We start from the raw sequence: 16,826 nt of genomic DNA, 5'->3' as shown, positions 1-16,826 counted from the left end.
CCGGAGGCCCTTGACGGACCATTCGGTAACCCTGCCGGGGACCCGTCAGGCCTTGGTCGTCTCCGACTGCATCGCCGCGATCTCCTCGTCCGACTCCCTGCCCGGCGTCCTCAGGTCGAACCTCGTGATCGCGAACCGGAACACCACGTAGTAGACGAGCGCGAAGCCCAGACCGATCGGAATGATCAGCCACGGCTTCGTCGCCAGGTTCCAGTTGATGACGTAGTCGATCAGGCCCGCGGAAAAACTGAACCCGTCCTTGACGCCCAGCCCCCACGACACCGCCATCGACACACCCGTCAGCACCGCGTGCACCGCGTACAGCGCCGGCGCGACGAAGAGGAACGAGTACTCCAGCGGCTCCGTGATCCCCGTGACGAACGAGGTCAGGGCCACCGACAGCATCAGACCGCCGACCTCCTTGCGCCGCTGCGGCTTCGCACAGTGCGTGATCGCCAGCGCCGCCGCCGGCAACGCGAACATCATGATCGGGAAGAAGCCGGTCAGGAACAGACCCGCGGTCGGGTCACCGTGCAGGAACATGTTGATGTCGCCGTGATACGTCTTCCCGTCCGGCGCCGTGAACGACCCGAACTGGAACCAGATCGGCACGTTCAGGAACTGGTGCAGACCGATCACCAGCAGCGCCCGGTTCGCCACACCGAAAATGCCCGCACCCCACGCACCCAGCCCCCGCAACCAGTCGGAGAAGCTCTCCAGCGCATCGCCCACCGGCGGCCAGACCCACAGACAGATCGCCGCGAAGACGATCGCGACGAACGACATGACGATCGGGACCAGCCGCCGGCCGTTGAAGAAACCGAGCCAGTCCACCAGCTTCACCCGGTGGTACCGCTGCCAGAAATAGGCCGCCAGCAGCCCCATGATGATGCCGCCGAAGACCCCCGGATTCTGGTACGTGTACGCCACGAACGTGTCGTTCGGCCCCAGGCAGCCACCCCCGATGTCCTTGGTCCCCGCAGGGCACGCCTTCTGGAACGCGTGCAGCACCCCCCGGTAGACCAGGAAGCCCGCCGTGGCCGCCAGCGCCGTCGAACCGTCCGCCTTCTTCGCCATCCCGATGGCGACACCGATGCAGAAGAGGAGGGGAAGGCCCAGATCGGGATCGAGCAGCGCCCCGCCCGCGCCCGCCATCACCTTGGCGACGTCCGTCCACTGCAGGCCGTCCGCGCCGAAGACGTCCGGCTGCCCGAGCCGCAGCAGGATGCCCGCCGCGGGCAGCACGGCGATCGGGAGCTGCAGGCTCCGCCCCATCTTCTGCAGTCCCTGGAACGCCGTGTTCCGCCAATTCGGCTGCGGCACTGCGGTGGCGCTGCTCGCGCTCATCGGCGTCCTCCCTGACCGGCCCGTTTTTGGCTGCCGCAAGCCGTACGGCACACTGGTGTAGACCAGTTGTGGGTAGGTTGCTGCTGATCGTCATCATTCGGCAGGGGCCGGTCATGCGCTCGCGTAGATGGGCCAACCGTGCGTTACCGTGACAAAGCGGACCGTGCAGGTGGGACGCCACGTACCGGCCGCCGAGACTCGTTCTTCGAAACACTCAGGGAGAAACACATGGCCACCAAGGCTGAGAAGATCGTCGCCGGGCTCGGCGGCATCGAGAACATCGAAGAGGTCGAGGGCTGCATCACCCGCCTGCGCACCGAGGTCATCAACCCGGACCTCGTCGACGAAGCCGCCCTCAAGGCCGCCGGCGCCCACGGCGTCGTCAAGATGGGCACCGCGATCCAGGTCGTCATCGGCACCGACGCCGACCCGATCGCCGCCGACATCGAAGACATGATGTGACCCGGACCCGCTAGGCCCCGGCCAAGTCCCGCAAGACCCCGTCCCGCAAGCCCCGGACGGGGTCTTCGCACACCTGCACCGGCCCGCCCGGGCAGCGACTAGGCTCGGAGCCATGTCTCGCATCGACGGCCGCACGCCCGAACAGCTCCGCCCGGTCACCATCGAACGCGGATGGAGCAAGCACGCCGAGGGCTCCGTCCTCGTCTCCTTCGGAGACACCAAGGTCTTCTGCACCGCCTCCTTCACCGAAGGCGTCCCGCGCTGGCGCAAGGGCAGCGGCGAAGGATGGGTCACCTCCGAGTACTCCATGCTGCCCCGCTCCACCAACACCCGCGGCGACCGCGAATCCGTCCGCGGCAAGATCGGCGGCCGCACCCACGAGATCTCCCGCCTGATCGGCCGCTCCCTGCGCGCCGTCATCGACTACAAGGCCCTCGGCGAGAACACCATCGTCCTGGACTGCGACGTCCTCCAGGCCGACGGCGGCACCCGCACCGCCGCCATCACCGGCGCCTACGTCGCCCTCGCCGACGCCGTCGCCTGGGGCCAGAAGAAGAAGTTCGTCAAGGCCGGCCGCAAGCCGCTCACCGGCACCGTCGCCGCCGTCAGCGTCGGCATCGTCGACGGCGTCCCGCTCCTCGACCTCTGCTACGAGGAGGACGTGCGCGCCGAGACCGACATGAACGTGGTCTGCACCGGCGACGGCCGCTTCGTCGAGGTCCAGGGCACCGCCGAGGGCGAGCCCTTCGACCGCAAGGAACTCAACGCCCTCCTCGACCTCGCCGCCGGCGGCTGCGCGGACCTCGAAGCCATCCAGCGGAACGCGCTCGAACTGTAGACGGCAACCGCGGCGCGCGGTTCCGCGTCCTTCCCGGTACGGGCGCACGGGGTCACCCCCGTGCGCCCGTCCAGTACGGTCCAGTACCGTCCAGCACCTGTCGGCGAACCGAAGTCCCACTGGGGGAGAAGCGCATGAAGCTCCGCATAGCGGCCGTGGCCGTGGCAGCCGTACTGACCGTCCCGGCCCTGACGTCCTGCGACGCGATCTCCACGGCCATGGACTGCGCGAACACGGCCGTGGCCATCACGGACGGCGCCAACGACCTCCAGCAGGCCGTCTCCCAGGCGGGCAACAGCCCCCAGGACGCCCAGAACGCGCTCAACCAGATCGAGTCGAACCTGAAGAAGATCGGCGACCAGACGGACAACGCCGACCTGGGCAAGGCCATCGACTCGATGAACTCCGCCGTCAAGAACGTCCGCACCTCGATCGAGAGCGGCAACAGCGTCCCGGACATCCAGCCCGTGGCGGACGCGGCCAGCGAGATCTCCAAGGTCTGCACCCCGGGCTGACCGGAACGGCCGGGATAATGGGCGCATGACCCCGACGCCCAGCCGCCTCATCCTGGCCACCCGCAACGCGGGCAAAGTCTCCGAACTCCGCGCGATCCTGTCCGACGCCGGCCTGCCGCACGAGCTGGTCGGCGCGGACGCCTACCCCGAGATCCCGGACGTCAAGGAAACCGGCGTCACCTTCGCCGAGAACGCCCTCCTCAAGGCCCACGCCCTGGCCCGCGCCACCGGCCTCCCGGCGGTCGCCGACGACTCCGGCCTCTGCGTGGACGTCCTGCACGGCGCCCCCGGCATCTTCTCGGCCCGCTGGGCCGGCACCCACGGCGACGACAAGGCCAACCTGGACCTGCTCCTGGCCCAGCTCGGCGACATCGCCGACGAGAACCGCGCGGCCCACTTCGCGTGCGCGGCGGCCCTGGCCCTCCCGGACGGCACCGAACGCGTCGTCGAGGGCCGCCTCCTCGGCACCCTCCGCCACACCCCGTCCGGCACCGGCGGCTTCGGCTACGACCCGATCCTCCAGCCGCTGGGCGACACCCGCACGTGCGCGGAACTGACGCCGGCGGAGAAGAACGCCATCTCCCACCGCGGCCAGGCCTTCCGCGCCCTGGTCCCGTTCGTCCGGGCCCTCCTGGGCTGAGCGCCGGGCATACGAACGGCTTGCGAATCGAACCTTCGATTCGCAAGCCGTCTTGGTGCGGCGGAAGGGATTCGAACCCTCAAGCCGTTTCACGGGCCACAGATCCTAAGTCTGCTGCGTCGCCGTTGCGCCACCGCCGCTAGCCGCCTGCCATGATAGCGGCAGGCGGTTGCGACTAGTCCAGCAAGATCAGCCTGTGGGGATGCGGCGCCCTCCACGACACCAGGTGCTGGTCGTTGCATGGCAGTTGGGGCAGAGCAGTCGCAGGTTCTCGCGGCGGTCGTCGCTCCTGTCGCCGTTGATGTGGTCGATCTCCAATGTCATCGGTCGTCCGTGCCACTCCGACGGGCTTCCGCAGCGGGTGCATTGTTCAGGGATTCCGATGTCCCGAAGGGCCTGGCGCAGGAGCGGGGTGCGCGTCCGTTCCCCTCCCGCCCGCTTGATGAGGATCTCCTCTGCGGCCTTGGGGGGTGCGGGCCGAGTCTTGCCGCGCTGGTGCCCCTGCCCGAGGAAGTGCGAGGTGTCGTGTGCTTCCTCGGCGATCCATGAACGCAAGTGGGCTCGTTGCCCGCCGTGATCAGGGAACCCCAGGAGTCGAAGTGTTCCAGCGATGCTGGTTGAGTTTGCGATCGCCTGCGCCAGCTCTTCTCGCGACGGGCGGTCGTGGCGCCAGCTGTTCATCGACGCCTCTTGCCCCGGCCTCGGTACGAGTCCGTAGTGGAGTGGCAGTTGGGGCACATGAGCCGTAGGTTTTCCGCGCGGTTGTCACGCCAATCGCCGTTGATGTGGTCGACCTCCAGGAGGAGGGGTTCTCCCATCCAGACGGCCTCGATACCGCAATCGGCGCAGCGCTCCTCGACGCCGAGGTCGAGCAGGGCGCGTCGGAGAGCCTTGCCAGGGGTGCGTGTGGGGTGAGGTGAGTGATCCTCGCGAAGGATCTCGTCCGCAGTTCGCTTCCGATGGTTGACCCTCATCCGCTCCGTTCGGGAGGGGCCGGTGAAGTGTGAGGTGTCGATGCCCAGTGAGCGGACACGGCGGCTGATGTGCGTGTGATGTCCGCCCACTGCATCGAGTCCCAGGTATCGCAGAACCGCGTACATGTTGCTGGAGGTGCTGACGGCCTCCTCTAGGACCGTGCGGGTCCATCGGTTCCCGTCTCGCTCGAAGTGCGAGACGTCCACCCCGAGCTGGTTCATGCGCCTGCGTAAGTACTCGCGCGAGCCGCTCTTCGGATCGACCCCCAGCTTCTCCAGTGCCTCGGACAACGTGCGCGACGTGCGCGCCGCCTCCGCGAGGCGTTCCTTCGTGTACGGGCTGATCGGCACCCCGGCCCCCTCCGTTCCGGCCACGCGTTCGTGGTCTCGTACGGGCTAACGAACCGATATGCGGGTAGTTACGTCCGATAAGCGGAGCGGCCCGCACCGGATGGGGCGGGCCGCTGCGTGGGGTGGGGCGGGAGTCAGAGGCCCAGGTCTTTGATGATCTTGGCTACGTGGCCCGTGGCCTTGACGTTGTAGAAGGCGTGCTCGACCTTGCCCTCCTCGTCGACGACCACCGTGGAGCGGATGACCCCGGTGACCGTCTTGCCGTACAGCTTCTTCTCGCCGTACGCGCCGTACGCCGTCAGCGTCTCCTTCTCCGGGTCGCTGACCAGGGTGACCTTCAGGTCCTCCTTCTCGCGGAACTTCGCCAGCTTCTCCGGCTTGTCCGGGGACACGCCGATGACGTCGTAGCCGTGTCCCGTCAGGAAGGACAGGTTGTCCGTGAAGTCGCAGGCCTGCTTCGTGCAGCCCGGGGTCAGCGCGGACGGGTAGAAGTAGACGATTACCTTGCGGCCCTTGTGGTCGGCGAGCGAGACCTCGTTGCCGTCCGCATCGGGCAGGGTGAAGGCGGGGGCGGCGTCGCCCGGCTGGAGTCGCTCGCTCATCGTGACACTCTCCTCGGGAGGGGATCGGTATGCCATGAGACTAAGCTGACAGACTGTTCATGGCGGACTACGCCCCACAGGACCACGACGACGGAGGCAGCGCGGTGCCGGAAGCCAGGACCCCCGCACAGATCGAGGCGGACATCGTCCGCCGCCGTGAGCAGCTCGCCGAGACGCTCGACGAGATCGGCGTGCGGATGCACCCGAAGACGATCATCGGGGACGCGAAGGCACGGGTCGCCTCGACCGTCGACCAGACCGCCGGGCGGGCCTTCGCCTCGGTGAACCGGCTCGTGACGGACCTGAAGGACGGCCTGCGTCACGACGACGGGGCGCCGCGGGTGGACCGGATCGTGCCCGTCGCGCTGGTCGCGGTGGGCCTGGTCGGGCTGCTCGTGGTGTCGGCGCGCCGCAAGCGCGGATGACCCTGAGCGGTACGGGACGGACGCGGACAGGTAGGTTCGGGGCGTGAGCGAGAACACCACCCACGACAAGCTGCCCATTCGCATGCTGCATGACCGCGTGCTCGTGAAGTCCGATTCGCCGGAGGGCGAGCGGCGCTCGGGCGGCGGCATCCTGATTCCGGCGACGGCCGCGGTGGGCAAGCGCCTGGCCTGGGCGGAGGTGGTCGCGGTCGGGCAGAACGTGCGGACGGTCGAGCCCGGTGACCGGGTGCTGTACGACCCCGAGGACCGTGCGGAGGTCGAGGTGCGGGGTGCTACGTACGTGCTGATGCGTGAGCGGGATCTGCACGCGGTGGCCGCGGAGCGGCTGGAGGGGTCGGAGGACTCCACGGGTCTGTACCTCTGATCCGACGCGGGACGGCAAGGGCTGGTGGCCGAGGTCACCGGCCCTTTTTGCCGTCTTTTGCTACGGTGGGGGAGAACCCCGACGAGACGCGCCGTACCGGGTAGGACAAGACGACGCACCCCGTATCGCTCGTCGTCTCGGAGGTGCCGTCATGGCCTGGGTTCTTCTTCTCGTCGCCGGTCTGCTTGAGGTCGGCTGGTCGATCGGTATGAAGTTCACCGAAGGGTTCACCCGGCTGTGGCCGAGTGTGTTCACGGGTGCCGGGATCGTCGCGAGCATGGTGTTGCTGTCCTATGCCGCGAAGACCCTGCCGATCGGTACGGCGTACGGGGTGTGGGTGGGTATCGGTGCCGCGGGTGCGGCCGTGCTCGGTATGGCGGTGCTGGGTGAGCCCGTCACCGCCGCCCGGATCTTCTTCATCTGTCTGTTGCTGGTGGCCGTGGTGGGGCTGAAGGCGACCTCCGGTCACTGATCGGGTTCGCTCCGGTCATTCCAGGAACGCCGACGGTGGTCGCAGGCCTTCGGCCGGGCCTGCGTCGGTGCCTTGTGCGCTGCCTTGGCTGTCGCCTCGGGTTCCGCCCTGGGTGCTGCCTTGGGTGCCTTGGGTGGTTCCGCCCTGGTCGCCGCCCTGGGTGGTTCCGCCGTTGTCCTGGCCTCCGTTGTCCTGGCCTCCGTTGGCGGGGCCGCCGTTGTCCTGGCCGCCCTGGTTCTGGCCGCCGTTGTTCTGTCCGCCCTGGTTGCGGCCGCCCGTCGTGTTGGAGGGTGAGGGCCGGGTGGGGCGTTCGGGGGTGCTGGGTGAGGGTTCACCGGGGGTTTCCTGTGGTGGGTCGGAGTCCGGGCTGGGTGGTGGGGGCTGTGCGGCGCCGGGCTGGAGTTCCAGGTCGAAGTCGACGGGGTCGGTGCCTTCCAGGGCGGCCTTGGTGTAGGCGGCCCAGATCCGGGCGGGGTAGCCGCCGCCGCCGATGCGGGGTTCGCCGAGGGCGCCGTAGAGGGATTCGAGGGTTCCGGTGTCCGGGTCCTGGCCCATCATGGAGATCACGGTGACGAGGTCGGGGGTGTAGGCAGCGAACCAGGCGGAGCGGTCGAGTTCGCCGGTGCCGGTCTTGCCCGCGGCGGGGTGGCCGGCGGCGAGGGCTGCCGTACCGGTGCCGTTGTCCACGACGCTGACCAGCATGGACGTGGTGGTGTCGGCGGCTTCGCGGGTGATGGCCTGGGTGGGGGTGCGCTGGGGGAGGCCGATGGTGTCGCCACCCTTGGTGATCTTCTCCAGGAAGGTGTAGGGGGTGCGGCGGCCGTGGTCGGCGAGGGTGGCGTAGGCCTGGGTCATGTCCAGGACGCTGGCCTGGAGGGTGCCGAGGGCCATGGCGGGGCCGGGTAGGAAGTTGGGGGTGTTCTCGGGGATGCCGAGGTCGATGGCGGTCTTCTTGACCTTGCCGGTGCCGACGTCGACGGCCATCTGTGCGTAGACGGCGTTGACGGAGAGGTCGGTGGCGGTGTTGACGGTGATGTTGCCGTAGGAGATCTGGCCCTCGTTCTCGGGGGCGAAGCGGATGCGGCCGCCGGTGACCGGGCGTTTGTTGTCGCCGTTGTAGATCGTGTTCGGGGTGATCCGGCGGCCGTCCTGGGTGCGGGAGTCGTTCTCGACGGCGGCGGCGAAGACGAAGGGCTTGAAGGTGGAGGCGACCTGGTAGTCGTGGCGGGTGGCGTTGTTGACGTACTGCTTGGTGTAGTCGATGCCGCCGTACATGGCGAGGACCTTGCCGGTGGCCGGGTCGATGGAGACTCCGCCGGCCCGGACCAGCCGGTCGGCCTTGCGCGTGTCGGGTCGGAGCTTGTCGACCATCTGCTCGTCGACGGCGTCGACGAGGGCGTTCTGGCGGCGTTTGTCGATGGTGGTGGTGATGCGGTAGCCGCCTTCGGCGAGGGTCTTGTCGTCGAGGATCTTGTTGTCGACGATGTAGTCCTTGATCGCTTCCACGAGGTAGCCGCGCTGGCCGGACAGGCCGGCGGCGGCGCGTACCTTGCCGGGTTCGGGGAACCGGGTGGTGGCGCGTTCGGCGGCGGGCAGCCATTGCTTCTTGACCATGCCGTCGAGGACGTAGTTCCAGCGGGCGAGGGCGCGGGGGCGGCTCTGGGGGTGGGCGACGACGTCGAAGGCGCTGGGGGAGTTGAGGAGGGTGGCCAGGTAGGCGCCCTCTGCGGTGGTGAGTTTGCCTACGTCCTTGCCGTAGTAGGCCTGGGCGGCGGCCTGGATGCCGTAGGCGTTGCGGCCGAAGTAGCTGGTGTTGAGGTAGCCCTCAAGGATGTAGTTCTTCGATTTCTCTCGACCGAGTTTGATCGCGATGAAGAACTCCTTCGCCTTTCTTTTGATCGTCTGTTCCTGGCCCAAGTAGTAGTTCTTGACGTACTGCTGGGTGATGGTGGAACCGGACTGGGTGCCCTTTCCGGTCGCGGTGTTCCAGGCCGCGCGGAGCATCGCCTTGGGGTCGACCGCCCGTTCGGAGTAGAAGTCCCGGTCCTCGGCGGCCAGTACGGCCTCCTGCACGGTCCGGGGGACCTGCGACAGCGGCACGTTGACGCGGTTGACCTCGCCGTCGCGGGCGATCTGGGAGCCGTCGGAGTAGAGGTAGACGTTGGACTGCGCGGTGGCGGCGGCGTTGGCCGGCGGGATGTCGACCAGCAGGTATCCGGCGACGAGGGCGCCGCCGATCAGCAGGGCGACGAGCAGGACGGCGCCCAGGACCATCCGCCAGGTGGGCAGGAAGCGGCGCCGGCCGGTTCTCCCGTGCCGGGTCGGCGGTACGCCGGGAGGGGTGTCGGGGTCGCGAGGGGTCCAGCCCGGGGGTGGTGACTGGTCGCTCATCTCCAGGACTCCTCGACGCCGTTCAGAATATCCACTTCTGTACCTCATGGTGTCTACCCGATGGCCGCTTGTTCCGCTCCGGACGGGCATAAATCGGTCGCGTGGCTCGCCCCTCCGCACTAAGCTCGCGCGCTTTGGCCGACGTAGGAACGACGTGGGAAACGGAGGGATACGGTGCGCCGGAGAGTGCGTCTCTACCTGGCCGTCACGGCAGGCGGATTCAGGCGCTACGCCACCTACGGGACGGCGACCGCGGCCGGGGTGTTCACCAACACCGTGTTCGGGTTCATCGTCGCGTACACGTACATCGCGCTGTGGGACGAGCGGCCCGGACTCGGTGGCTACGACCAGGCGCAGGCGCTGACCTTCGTCTGGATGAGCCAGTCGCTGCTGGCCGCCGCCGCCCTGATCGGCGGCGGTTTCCAGGAGGAGCTCCAGGAGCGGATCCGGACGGGTGACATCGCGGTCGACCTCTACCGGCCCGCGGACCTCCAGATGTGGTGGCTCGCGGCCGATCTGGGCCGGGCGGTCTTCCAGTTGCTGGGACGCGGGGTGGTGCCGCTGGTGGCGGGGGCGCTGGCGTTCCCGCTGGCGCTGCCGGTCGATCCGCTGCGCTGGCTGCTGTTCCTGGTGTCCGTGCTGCTGGCGCTGGTGGTGAGCTTCGCGCTGCGCTACATGGTGGGGCTGGCGGCCTTCTGGCTGATGGACGGGTCGGGGATCAACGTCATGGCCACCGTCACCTCGATCTTCTTCTCCGGGATGCTGCTGCCGCTGACCGTCTTCCCGGGCGGCTTCGGCGAGTTCGTCCGGGTGCTGCCGTGGGCGGCGATGCTGCAGGTCCCGATGGACGTCCTGCTGGGCGAGCACGCGGGGGCCGGGGGAGCTGCCGGGGCGCTGGGCTTCCAGGCCGGGTGGGTGCTCGTACTGCTGGGAACGGGGCGGCTGTTGCAGTCGGCCGCGACGCGGAAGGTGGTGGTCCAGGGTGGCTGAGGCCGAGGTGGGGGCGGGGGCGGTACGGGCACCCGCCCGGGAGCCCGCCCTGGACGCGGCGCCGGAGGGGCCCGGGGAGGGGTCCCGGCGCGGCGGCCCGGTCCGGGAAGGGCTGCGCGGCTACCGGCTGATCGTGGCCATGTGGATCCGGTCCACGATGACCTACCGGACGTCCTTCGTCCTGACGACCGTCGGGCAGGCGGCGATCACCCTGCTCGACTTCGTCGCGATCTACCTCATGTTCTCCCACATCGACGCCCTGGGCGGCTTCACACTGCCCGAGATCGCGCTGCTGTACGGCTCCTGCTCGGCCTCGCTGGGTCTGGCGGACCTGCTGCTGGGGAACACCGACCGGGTGGGCGCCCGGATCCGCGACGGCTCGCTCGACACGATGCTGGTGCGGCCGGTCCCGGTGCTCGCGCAGGTCGCGGCGGACCGGTTCGCGCTGCGCCGGCTCGGCCGGATCGGGCAGGGGCTCGGGGTGATGGTCTGGGCGGTCTGGAGCCTGGACGTGGACTGGACGGCCGGCAAGGTGCTGCTGGTGCCCGTGATGGTGATCGCCGGGGCGGGCCTCTTCGCGGCCGTGATGGTGACCGGGGCGGCGTTCCAGTTCGTGGCCGGGGACGCGGCCGAGGTGCAGAACTCCTTCACGTACGGCGGCTGCACGATGCTCCAGTACCCGCCGACGGTGTTCGCGAAGGACCTGCTGCGCGGGGTGACCTTCGTCGTGCCGCTGGCCTTCGTCAACTGGCTGCCGGCGCTGTACGTGTTGGGGCGGCCGGATCCGCTGGGACTGCCCGGGTGGGTCGCGTTCCTGAGTCCGCTGGTGGCCTTCGTGGTGTTCCTGCCCGCGTCGCTGGCGTGGCGCGCGGGAGTCCGTTCGTACCGAAGCACGGGGAGCTAGAGCTGTGGCGGATGCGCTGATCTCGTTGGACGGGGTCGAGAAGGTCTTTGACGTACGGCGCCGGGTGAGCCTGATGCGCCGGGAGAAACACCAGGTCAGGGCAGTGGACGGGATCAGCTTCGAGGTCGCGCGGGGCGAGGTGGTCGGCTACATCGGGCCCAACGGCGCCGGGAAGTCGACCACGATCAAGATGCTGACCGGCATCCTGACGCCGAGCGGCGGCCGGCTGCGGGTCGCGGGCATCGACCCGGCGCGGGAGCGGATGCGGCTCGCGCACCGGATCGGGGTGGTGTTCGGGCAGCGCACGACGCTGTGGTGGGACCTGCCGCTGAAGGACTCGTACGGGCTGATGCGGCGGCTGTACCGGGTGCCGCGGGCGCGGTTCGAGGACAACCTGGAGCGCTGCGTGGAGCGGCTCGACCTGGCCGAGCTGCTGGACGTACCGGTACGGCAGCTGTCGCTCGGGCAGCGGATGCGCGGGGACATCGCGGCGGCGCTGTTGCACGATCCGGAGGTGCTGTACCTGGACGAGCCGACGATCGGGCTCGACGTGGTGAGCAAGGCGAAGGTACGGGGCTTCCTGCGGCAGCTGAACGAGGAACTCGGTACGACCGTGCTGCTCACCACGCACGACCTCCAGGACATCGAGCAGCTGTGCGAGCGGGTGATGGTGATCGACCACGGGCGGCTGATGTACGACGGGCCGCTGGGCGGGCTGCACGCGGCGGGGGCGGCGGGGGAGAGCGAGCGGACGCTGGTGGTGGACCTGGAGCGGGAGCTCGCGCCGATCAGTGTGGCGGGGGCGCGGGTGGTGAAGGTGGAGGGGCCGCGGCAGTGGCTGGCGTTCCCGGCGGGGGCGTCGGCGGCTCCGCTGGTGGCGGCGGTGGCGGCGGACTACCCGCTGGTGGACCTGTCGGTGCGGGAGCCGGACATCGAGGACGTGATCGCGCGGATGTACGCGGGGCGCGGGTGAGGTTCCGCGGGTTCGCCGTCATCAGGGGAAAGCCGGGGACGATCCGGGGACGATCTCAGGGATCGGGCCGTACAACTCCCCGGCATCCGTGCATAGTCTGGTCCGTATGAGTGACGAGCGGCCGGAGAAGCCGTTGCCGGAGCTGAGGGCGTCGGACGCCGACCGGGACCGGGTGGTGGAGCGTCTGAGGGACGCCGTCGCCGAGGGCCGGCTCGACATGGACGAGTTCGAGGAGCGGCTCGAAGCGGCGTACAAGTCGCGGACGTACGCGGAACTGGAACCGCTGACGCGGGACCTGCCGGCGGCGTCGCCGTCGGGCGGGCCGGTGGTGGCGGGCCGGCCGGCGGCGGCCGCCGAGCCCTGGACGGGCCGGATCGGCGGGTCGGGCGGGGCGGGTGGCTCGGGCGGCTCGGGGACGGCCGTCGCGGTGATGTCGGGGTTCCAGCGCAAGGGGCGGTGGACGGTGCCGGCGCGGTTCGACGCGGTGGCGTTCTGGGGCGGCGGGGAGCTGGACCTGCGCGAGGCGGACTTCGCGCAGCGCGAGGTGGTGATCAACTGCATCGCGATCATGGGCGGCATCGAGATCACGGTGCCGCCGGGGGTGGACGTCGACGTACGCGGCATCGGCTTCATGGGCGCGTTCGACCAGCGCGACAGCCCGGGCCCGGCCGAGCCGGGCGCGCCGCGGGTGGTCGTGACGGGGCTCGCCTTCTGGGGCGGCGTGGAGATCAAGGTCAAACAGCGCAAACGCCCCCTGGGGGGCCCGTCGCTCCGCAAGGAGCTGTAGCCCCTCGGCTCCCGCGGGGGGCTCCGCCGGTGATGCGGTGTGGCTGCCGCCGGTGGTGGCGGAGTTGTGCGGTGTGGCTGCCGCCGGTGGTGGCGGGGCTCTGCCCCGGGCCCCGCGCCTCAATCGCCGGCGGGGCTGCGTGGTGTGGGGCGGTGCCCCGCCGGAGTGTCTCCTCGGCTCGCGCGAGGCGGCCGTGGTGTGCTGCGCGGCCTGGGTTGCGCGCTCGTCCTGCGGGGACACTCCGCCGTGTCCCCGCCCCACGGCAGGGCTTCGGGGGTCCGCCCGGCGCGGGGGAGCGGGGACGGGGAGGGGTGTCCCCGCAGGACGAGCGCGCAACCGCCGGGTACGGCCGAGACGTGCCCGCATCGCGCGAGCCGAGGAGACATCCCTGCCCGGCTCCGCGGACCCGGCCCGTTACGGTGCTGTCCACCGCCCCGCCAGGGAACGGCGGACCCGGCCCGCCAGGGAACGGCGGACCCGGCCCGCCAGGGAACGGCGGACCCGGCCCGCCAGGGAACGGCGGACCCGCCCCGCCAGGGAACGGCGGACCCGCCCCGCCAGGGTGACGGCCGCGGGAGCGGGTAGACGGGCCCGGGGTGTACCCGGACTGCCACCCGCCGCGGGAGCGGACGGGCGTGGCGGGAACTCCTCCGGCCTCCCAGGAGTCGGATGCTATGCAGACAAAACCGGCGCCCGGGGGAAGGCAGGAGCACGTGAAGAACCGCATCACCACCGGAGGTAGCAGACCCGCACCGCCACCCCGGGGGGCGTTCGTGTTCAACGCCGCCGACGAGGAGCGCCGCCGCGGGGTCCGCCGGATGAAGGCCACCGCGACCGGTCTGCTGATCCTGGTCGCGCTGGTCTACGTACTCGCGAAGTACGCCCAGCACGCGTGGGGCGCGGGCGGCTGGGCCGCGTACGTGGCCGCCGCGGCCGAGGCCGGCATGGTCGGCGCGCTCGCGGACTGGTTCGCGGTGACGGCCCTGTTCCGCCGCCCGCTCGGCCTGCCCATCCCGCACACGGCGATCATCCCGACCAAGAAGGACCAGCTCGGCGTCTCCCTGGGCGAGTTCGTCGGGGAGAACTTCCTCTCCGCCGACGTGGTCCGGGCCCGTCTCCACGCCCTCGGCATCGGCGGCCGCCTCGGCTCCTGGCTGGCCGAGCCCGAGCACGCCGACCGGGTCACGGCCGAGCTGGCCGCCGCCCTGCGCGGCGCGCTCACCGTGCTGCGCGACTCCGACGTGCAGGCCGTCGTCGGCGAGGCCATCACCCGGCGCGCGGAGACCGCCGAGATCGCGCCGGGCATCGGCAAGACCCTGGAGCGGGTCGTCGAGGACGGCGGTCACCGCCGTGCCGTCGACCTCATCTGCGCCAAGGCCCACGACTGGCTCGTCACGCACGGGGCCTCGATCACGGACGCCGTTCAGGGCGGTGCTCCGGGCTGGACCCCGCGGTTCGTGGACCGCAAGGTGGGCGAGCGCGTGTACAAGGAGCTGCTCCGGTTCGTCACGGAGATGCGGGACATGCCCGAGCATCCGGCGCGCGGGGCGGTGGACCGCTTTCTGACGGACTTCGCGGCCGACCTCCAGTCGGACACGGAGACCCGCGCGAAGGTGGAGCGGCTCAAGTCCGAGATCCTGGCGCGCGACGAGGTCCAGGACGTCATCGCCTCCGCGTGGTCGGCGATCCGGTCGATGATCATCTCGGCGGCGGAGGACGAGCAGAGCGAGCTGCGCCTGCGGGTCCGTGCCTCGCTGATCTCCCTGGGCGCCCGCCTGGCCACCGACGGCCGACTGCAGGCGAAGGTGGAGGGCTGGATCGAGGGCGCGGTCGTCTATGTCGTCACGACCTACCGTGCCGAGATCACCTCGCTGATCACGGACACGGTGGCGGGCTGGGACGCCGAGCACACCTCCCGCAAGATCGAGGCCCACATCGGCCGGGACCTGCAGTTCATCCGTATCAACGGCACGGTGGTCGGCGCCCTGGCGGGCCTGCTGATCTACACGGTGTCCCGCGCCTTCGGGGCGTAGGGCAGCTCCCGCAGCGGGAGCGGCAGCTCCAGCTGGGCGTGGCCGCGGGCGGTGACCCCCGGTGGCGCGGGGCGGGCGGCGCCCAGTGCCAGGAGCGCGCGCAGGGCGGCGATCACCTCCGCCGGGCTGTCGCGCAGCAGCCCGGGGGTGGTGCTGGCCACCAGGACGCCCCGCGATTCCAGGCGCAGCCGTCGGAGCAGGGTGGCCTGCCAGGCGTCGCGCGTGTAGTGGTACTCCGCGGAGTCGATCTCCAGTGCCACGCCCTCGTCGGGCCAGTACGCGTCCGGGCTGGCGAGGAAGGTCCCGTCCGGGCCGTGGAGGCGGGTGTTCCAGAGCGGGGCCGGGAGGTCGGTCGCCGCCAGGGTGTCGCGTGCGCGGCCTTCGGCGATCGAGCGGACGCCGGCGAGCAGTTCGGCGGCCGCGGCCCGTACGGCGGGGCGGTTGCGGACGCGGCCGGCGCGTAGTTCGGCGTGCAGGTCGTGCGGGTGGCACCAGCCGCCCTGGACGACGTTGGCGAGTACGGAGCGGACCAGGTCGGCCTGGTCGGTACGGGCCGCGAAGTCGGCGGCGGCCCGTACCGGGCGGGCGCTGGGGATGCCGGAGATGTGGATGGTGGCGGGCCAGCGCGAGGTCGGGCAGGGTCGGACCCTGCCGGTGGCGGCCGGCGAGCGGGGGCTGCGGACGAGGATGTCCAGCGGTTCGGGCGGGGCGTCGCGGATGCCCAGGAGGGCGAGCGCGGCGCCGCCGGTGAGCGCGGCGGTGGTCCCGGCGAGCGGATCGGCCCCGGGGTGGGCGGCGTACAGGACGGCGGACAGTGCCTGCTGCCTGATGTCCGGCGGGCCGGTCTGCAGGAGGTACACGCGGGGCAGGAGCCGCTGCCAGGGTCCTCCGTGGCGGCTGCGGCCGCTGATGGTGGCGGCGGGGATTCCGGCCTGCCTGAGCTGGTGGAAGGTGGCCATGTTCTGCTGGCGGTGCGCGATACGGGTGATCATGCCCGGGGTATGCCCGGTGGGGTGCGGGCGATGCTCAGACCGAGGGGTGGTTCGGGGCGAGGAAGACGACGACGCCGTTCTGCGTGCCGGGCAGCGGGGTGACCTCGTGCCAGCCGAGGCGCCGGTAGGTGGCGACGGTGTCGGTGGCCACGCGGGCGGTCAGCAGCCAGGCGCGGTCGTCGGGGGCGTCGGCGGTGATCTCGGCGAGCAGGGCGCGGCCGGTGCCGTTGCCGCGCGCGTGCGGGCGTACGGCGAGCTCGTCGATCTCCAGGGCGCCGATGAGGAGTTCCCGTACGCGCTGGCGGCCGAGCTGTGCGGTGACCTGTTCGTAGGCACGGTCGCGGGGGAAGGCCTTGGGGGTGATCCAGGCGGTGGCGAAGCCGTCGATGCCGGCGGGGGACTGCACGAAGGCGGTACGGAAACCGGGGCGGCGGCTGTCGGTCTGGAGCCGGACGGCGAACTGGCGAATGGTTTCTTCGTCCTCGTTCCACGGCGGCGCGGAGAACACCTCGCCGTAGGCGTCGGCCAGTTCGTCCGACAGGTCCAGCACGGCCGGTCCATAACAGATCACGTTTGCAGCTCCTTGGGCCGGCTTGGGCGACTTCGGTCGTATCGCCCGTGTAGGAGAGTGAATCTACGCCGGGGAGGTTCCACGGAGGCCGCATGCACGGATCCGGAGGGTGTGCGACAAATCCGACTTCCGTACGGTGACCGGGCCCGCCCGTATCGCCGCCCCCCGGGCCGG

19 protein-coding genes, 1 tRNA gene and 1 riboswitch are annotated in these 16,826 nt (G+C 70.5%); of the genes, 12 read left to right on the top strand and 8 right to left on the bottom strand.

Going from position 1 to position 16,826, the window contains the following annotated elements; translation table 11 throughout:
* Positions 1–45: 45 nt before the first annotated feature.
* Positions 46–1,347, bottom strand: coding sequence for a PTS transporter subunit EIIC (locus DEJ51_RS12090; protein WP_150257605.1), 1,302 nt, complete (start codon positions 1,345–1,347; stop codon positions 46–48).
* A gap of 138 nt (positions 1,348–1,485) precedes the next feature.
* On the opposite strand from DEJ51_RS12090, the gene DEJ51_RS12085 reads away from it, so the two are divergent.
* The 4 genes from DEJ51_RS12085 to rdgB all read left to right on the top strand — a co-directional run bounded on the left by DEJ51_RS12085 (position 1,486) and on the right by rdgB (position 3,802).
* Positions 1,486–1,809, top strand: coding sequence for a PTS glucose/sucrose transporter subunit IIB (locus DEJ51_RS12085; RefSeq protein WP_263411704.1), 324 nt, complete (start codon positions 1,486–1,488; stop codon positions 1,807–1,809).
* A 112-nt stretch (positions 1,810–1,921) separates the two neighbouring features.
* Positions 1,922–2,647 (top strand): ribonuclease PH, encoded by a 726-nt coding sequence (rph, locus tag DEJ51_RS12080; protein WP_150257604.1) that lies wholly within the window; start codon positions 1,922–1,924, stop codon positions 2,645–2,647.
* A gap of 134 nt (positions 2,648–2,781) precedes the next feature.
* Positions 2,782–3,162: a hypothetical protein gene (locus DEJ51_RS12075; protein WP_150257603.1), complete on the top strand. Its 381-nt coding sequence runs from the start codon at positions 2,782–2,784 to the stop codon at positions 3,160–3,162.
* A gap of 25 nt (positions 3,163–3,187) precedes the next feature.
* On the top strand, positions 3,188–3,802 hold the full coding sequence (gene rdgB / locus DEJ51_RS12070) for an RdgB/HAM1 family non-canonical purine NTP pyrophosphatase (RefSeq protein ID WP_150257602.1): 615 nt from the start codon (positions 3,188–3,190) through the stop codon (positions 3,800–3,802).
* Between the two features lie 53 nt (positions 3,803–3,855).
* Here the strand turns inward: rdgB and DEJ51_RS12065 are convergent.
* The 4 genes from DEJ51_RS12065 to bcp all read right to left on the bottom strand — a co-directional run bounded on the left by DEJ51_RS12065 (position 3,856) and on the right by bcp (position 5,729).
* Positions 3,856–3,942: transfer RNA gene (locus DEJ51_RS12065), tRNA-Leu, on the bottom strand.
* A gap of 49 nt (positions 3,943–3,991) precedes the next feature.
* A complete protein-coding gene (locus DEJ51_RS35830; protein ID WP_411757303.1) occupies positions 3,992–4,126 on the bottom strand; it encodes an HNH endonuclease in 135 nt (44 codons plus the stop codon).
* Between the two features lie 353 nt (positions 4,127–4,479).
* The gene (locus DEJ51_RS12055) at positions 4,480–5,127 is read right to left on the bottom strand and encodes an HNH endonuclease signature motif containing protein (RefSeq protein WP_150257600.1); all 648 of its coding nucleotides are present in this window, start codon (positions 5,125–5,127) and stop codon (positions 4,480–4,482) included.
* A gap of 134 nt (positions 5,128–5,261) precedes the next feature.
* Positions 5,262–5,729, bottom strand: a complete 468-nt coding sequence (gene bcp, locus DEJ51_RS12050) for a thioredoxin-dependent thiol peroxidase (protein WP_150257599.1) — start codon at positions 5,727–5,729, stop codon at positions 5,262–5,264.
* Positions 5,730–5,833: 104 nt separating this feature from the next.
* Between bcp and DEJ51_RS12045 the strand changes: the two genes are divergently transcribed.
* The 3 genes from DEJ51_RS12045 to DEJ51_RS12035 all read left to right on the top strand — a co-directional run bounded on the left by DEJ51_RS12045 (position 5,834) and on the right by DEJ51_RS12035 (position 7,011).
* Positions 5,834–6,154: a DUF3618 domain-containing protein gene (locus tag DEJ51_RS12045; protein WP_190620902.1), complete on the top strand. Its 321-nt coding sequence runs from the start codon at positions 5,834–5,836 to the stop codon at positions 6,152–6,154.
* Between the two features lie 43 nt (positions 6,155–6,197).
* On the top strand, positions 6,198–6,539 hold the full coding sequence (locus tag DEJ51_RS12040) for a GroES family chaperonin (protein ID WP_150257597.1): 342 nt from the start codon (positions 6,198–6,200) through the stop codon (positions 6,537–6,539).
* A 49-nt stretch (positions 6,540–6,588) separates the two neighbouring features.
* A riboswitch (guanidine-III (ykkC-III) riboswitch) is annotated at positions 6,589–6,659 on the top strand.
* A gap of 31 nt (positions 6,660–6,690) precedes the next feature.
* Positions 6,691–7,011, top strand: coding sequence for a DMT family transporter (locus tag DEJ51_RS12035; RefSeq protein ID WP_030158619.1), 321 nt, complete (start codon positions 6,691–6,693; stop codon positions 7,009–7,011).
* 15 nt (positions 7,012–7,026) lie between these two features.
* Here DEJ51_RS12035 and DEJ51_RS12030 read toward each other — a convergent pair whose 3' ends face one another.
* Positions 7,027–9,402 (bottom strand): transglycosylase domain-containing protein, encoded by a 2,376-nt coding sequence (locus DEJ51_RS12030; protein WP_150257596.1) that lies wholly within the window; start codon positions 9,400–9,402, stop codon positions 7,027–7,029.
* 186 nt (positions 9,403–9,588) lie between these two features.
* On the opposite strand from DEJ51_RS12030, the gene DEJ51_RS12025 reads away from it, so the two are divergent.
* From DEJ51_RS12025 to DEJ51_RS12005, 5 genes are all read left to right on the top strand, one after another.
* The gene (locus tag DEJ51_RS12025; protein WP_190620334.1) at positions 9,589–10,392 is read left to right on the top strand and encodes an ABC transporter permease; all 804 of its coding nucleotides are present in this window, start codon (positions 9,589–9,591) and stop codon (positions 10,390–10,392) included.
* Positions 10,393–10,441: 49 nt separating this feature from the next.
* Complete coding sequence (locus DEJ51_RS12020; RefSeq protein ID WP_223836165.1) at positions 10,442–11,296, top strand: ABC transporter permease; 855 nt, start codon at positions 10,442–10,444, stop codon at positions 11,294–11,296.
* Between the two features lie 4 nt (positions 11,297–11,300).
* Positions 11,301–12,269 carry an ATP-binding cassette domain-containing protein gene (locus tag DEJ51_RS12015; protein WP_150257594.1) on the top strand — a complete coding sequence of 323 codons (969 nt, stop codon included), beginning with the start codon at positions 11,301–11,303 and terminating at the stop codon, positions 12,267–12,269.
* A 106-nt stretch (positions 12,270–12,375) separates the two neighbouring features.
* The gene (locus DEJ51_RS12010; RefSeq protein ID WP_150257593.1) at positions 12,376–13,056 is read left to right on the top strand and encodes a DUF1707 domain-containing protein; all 681 of its coding nucleotides are present in this window, start codon (positions 12,376–12,378) and stop codon (positions 13,054–13,056) included.
* A 674-nt stretch (positions 13,057–13,730) separates the two neighbouring features.
* Entirely contained in the window at positions 13,731–15,089 is a 1,359-nt protein-coding gene (locus DEJ51_RS12005; protein WP_150257592.1) for a DUF445 domain-containing protein, read from the top strand.
* Here the strand turns inward: DEJ51_RS12005 and DEJ51_RS12000 are convergent.
* Complete coding sequence (locus DEJ51_RS12000; protein ID WP_150257591.1) at positions 15,059–16,081, bottom strand: hypothetical protein; 1,023 nt, start codon at positions 16,079–16,081, stop codon at positions 15,059–15,061. The genes DEJ51_RS12005 and DEJ51_RS12000 overlap by 31 nt on opposite strands.
* 34 nt (positions 16,082–16,115) lie before the next feature.
* Positions 16,116–16,652 carry a GNAT family N-acetyltransferase gene (locus DEJ51_RS11995; RefSeq protein ID WP_223835769.1) on the bottom strand — a complete coding sequence of 179 codons (537 nt, stop codon included), beginning with the start codon at positions 16,650–16,652 and terminating at the stop codon, positions 16,116–16,118.
* Between the last annotated feature and the right edge of the window lie 174 nt (positions 16,653–16,826).

The organism is Streptomyces venezuelae, assembly GCF_008642275.1.
Classification (GTDB): Bacteria; Actinomycetota; Actinomycetes; order Streptomycetales; family Streptomycetaceae; genus Streptomyces; species Streptomyces venezuelae_E.
Note: the sequence above shows the minus strand (reverse complement) of the source record. Positions and strands in the feature narration are given on the sequence as shown.

Excerpts from the sequence above, each read along its gene's own strand:
- DEJ51_RS12010 (WP_150257593.1), top strand. The coding sequence starts at position 12,376 with ATGAGTGACGAGCGGCCGGAGAAGCCGTTGCCGGAGCTGAGGGCGTCG.
- bcp (WP_150257599.1), bottom strand. The coding sequence starts at position 5,729 with ATGAGCGAGCGACTCCAGCCGGGCGACGCCGCCCCCGCCTTCACCCTG.
- DEJ51_RS12005 (WP_150257592.1), top strand. The coding sequence starts at position 13,731 with ATGCAGACAAAACCGGCGCCCGGGGGAAGGCAGGAGCACGTGAAGAAC.
- rdgB (WP_150257602.1), top strand. The coding sequence starts at position 3,188 with ATGACCCCGACGCCCAGCCGCCTCATCCTGGCCACCCGCAACGCGGGC.
- DEJ51_RS12030 (WP_150257596.1), bottom strand. The coding sequence starts at position 9,402 with ATGAGCGACCAGTCACCACCCCCGGGCTGGACCCCTCGCGACCCCGAC.
- DEJ51_RS35830 (WP_411757303.1), bottom strand. The coding sequence starts at position 4,126 with ATGACATTGGAGATCGACCACATCAACGGCGACAGGAGCGACGACCGC.
- DEJ51_RS12035 (WP_030158619.1), top strand. The coding sequence starts at position 6,691 with ATGGCCTGGGTTCTTCTTCTCGTCGCCGGTCTGCTTGAGGTCGGCTGG.
- DEJ51_RS12075 (WP_150257603.1), top strand. The coding sequence starts at position 2,782 with ATGAAGCTCCGCATAGCGGCCGTGGCCGTGGCAGCCGTACTGACCGTC.
- rph (WP_150257604.1), top strand. The coding sequence starts at position 1,922 with ATGTCTCGCATCGACGGCCGCACGCCCGAACAGCTCCGCCCGGTCACC.
- DEJ51_RS12090 (WP_150257605.1), bottom strand. The coding sequence starts at position 1,347 with ATGAGCGCGAGCAGCGCCACCGCAGTGCCGCAGCCGAATTGGCGGAAC.
- DEJ51_RS12000 (WP_150257591.1), bottom strand. The coding sequence starts at position 16,081 with ATGATCACCCGTATCGCGCACCGCCAGCAGAACATGGCCACCTTCCAC.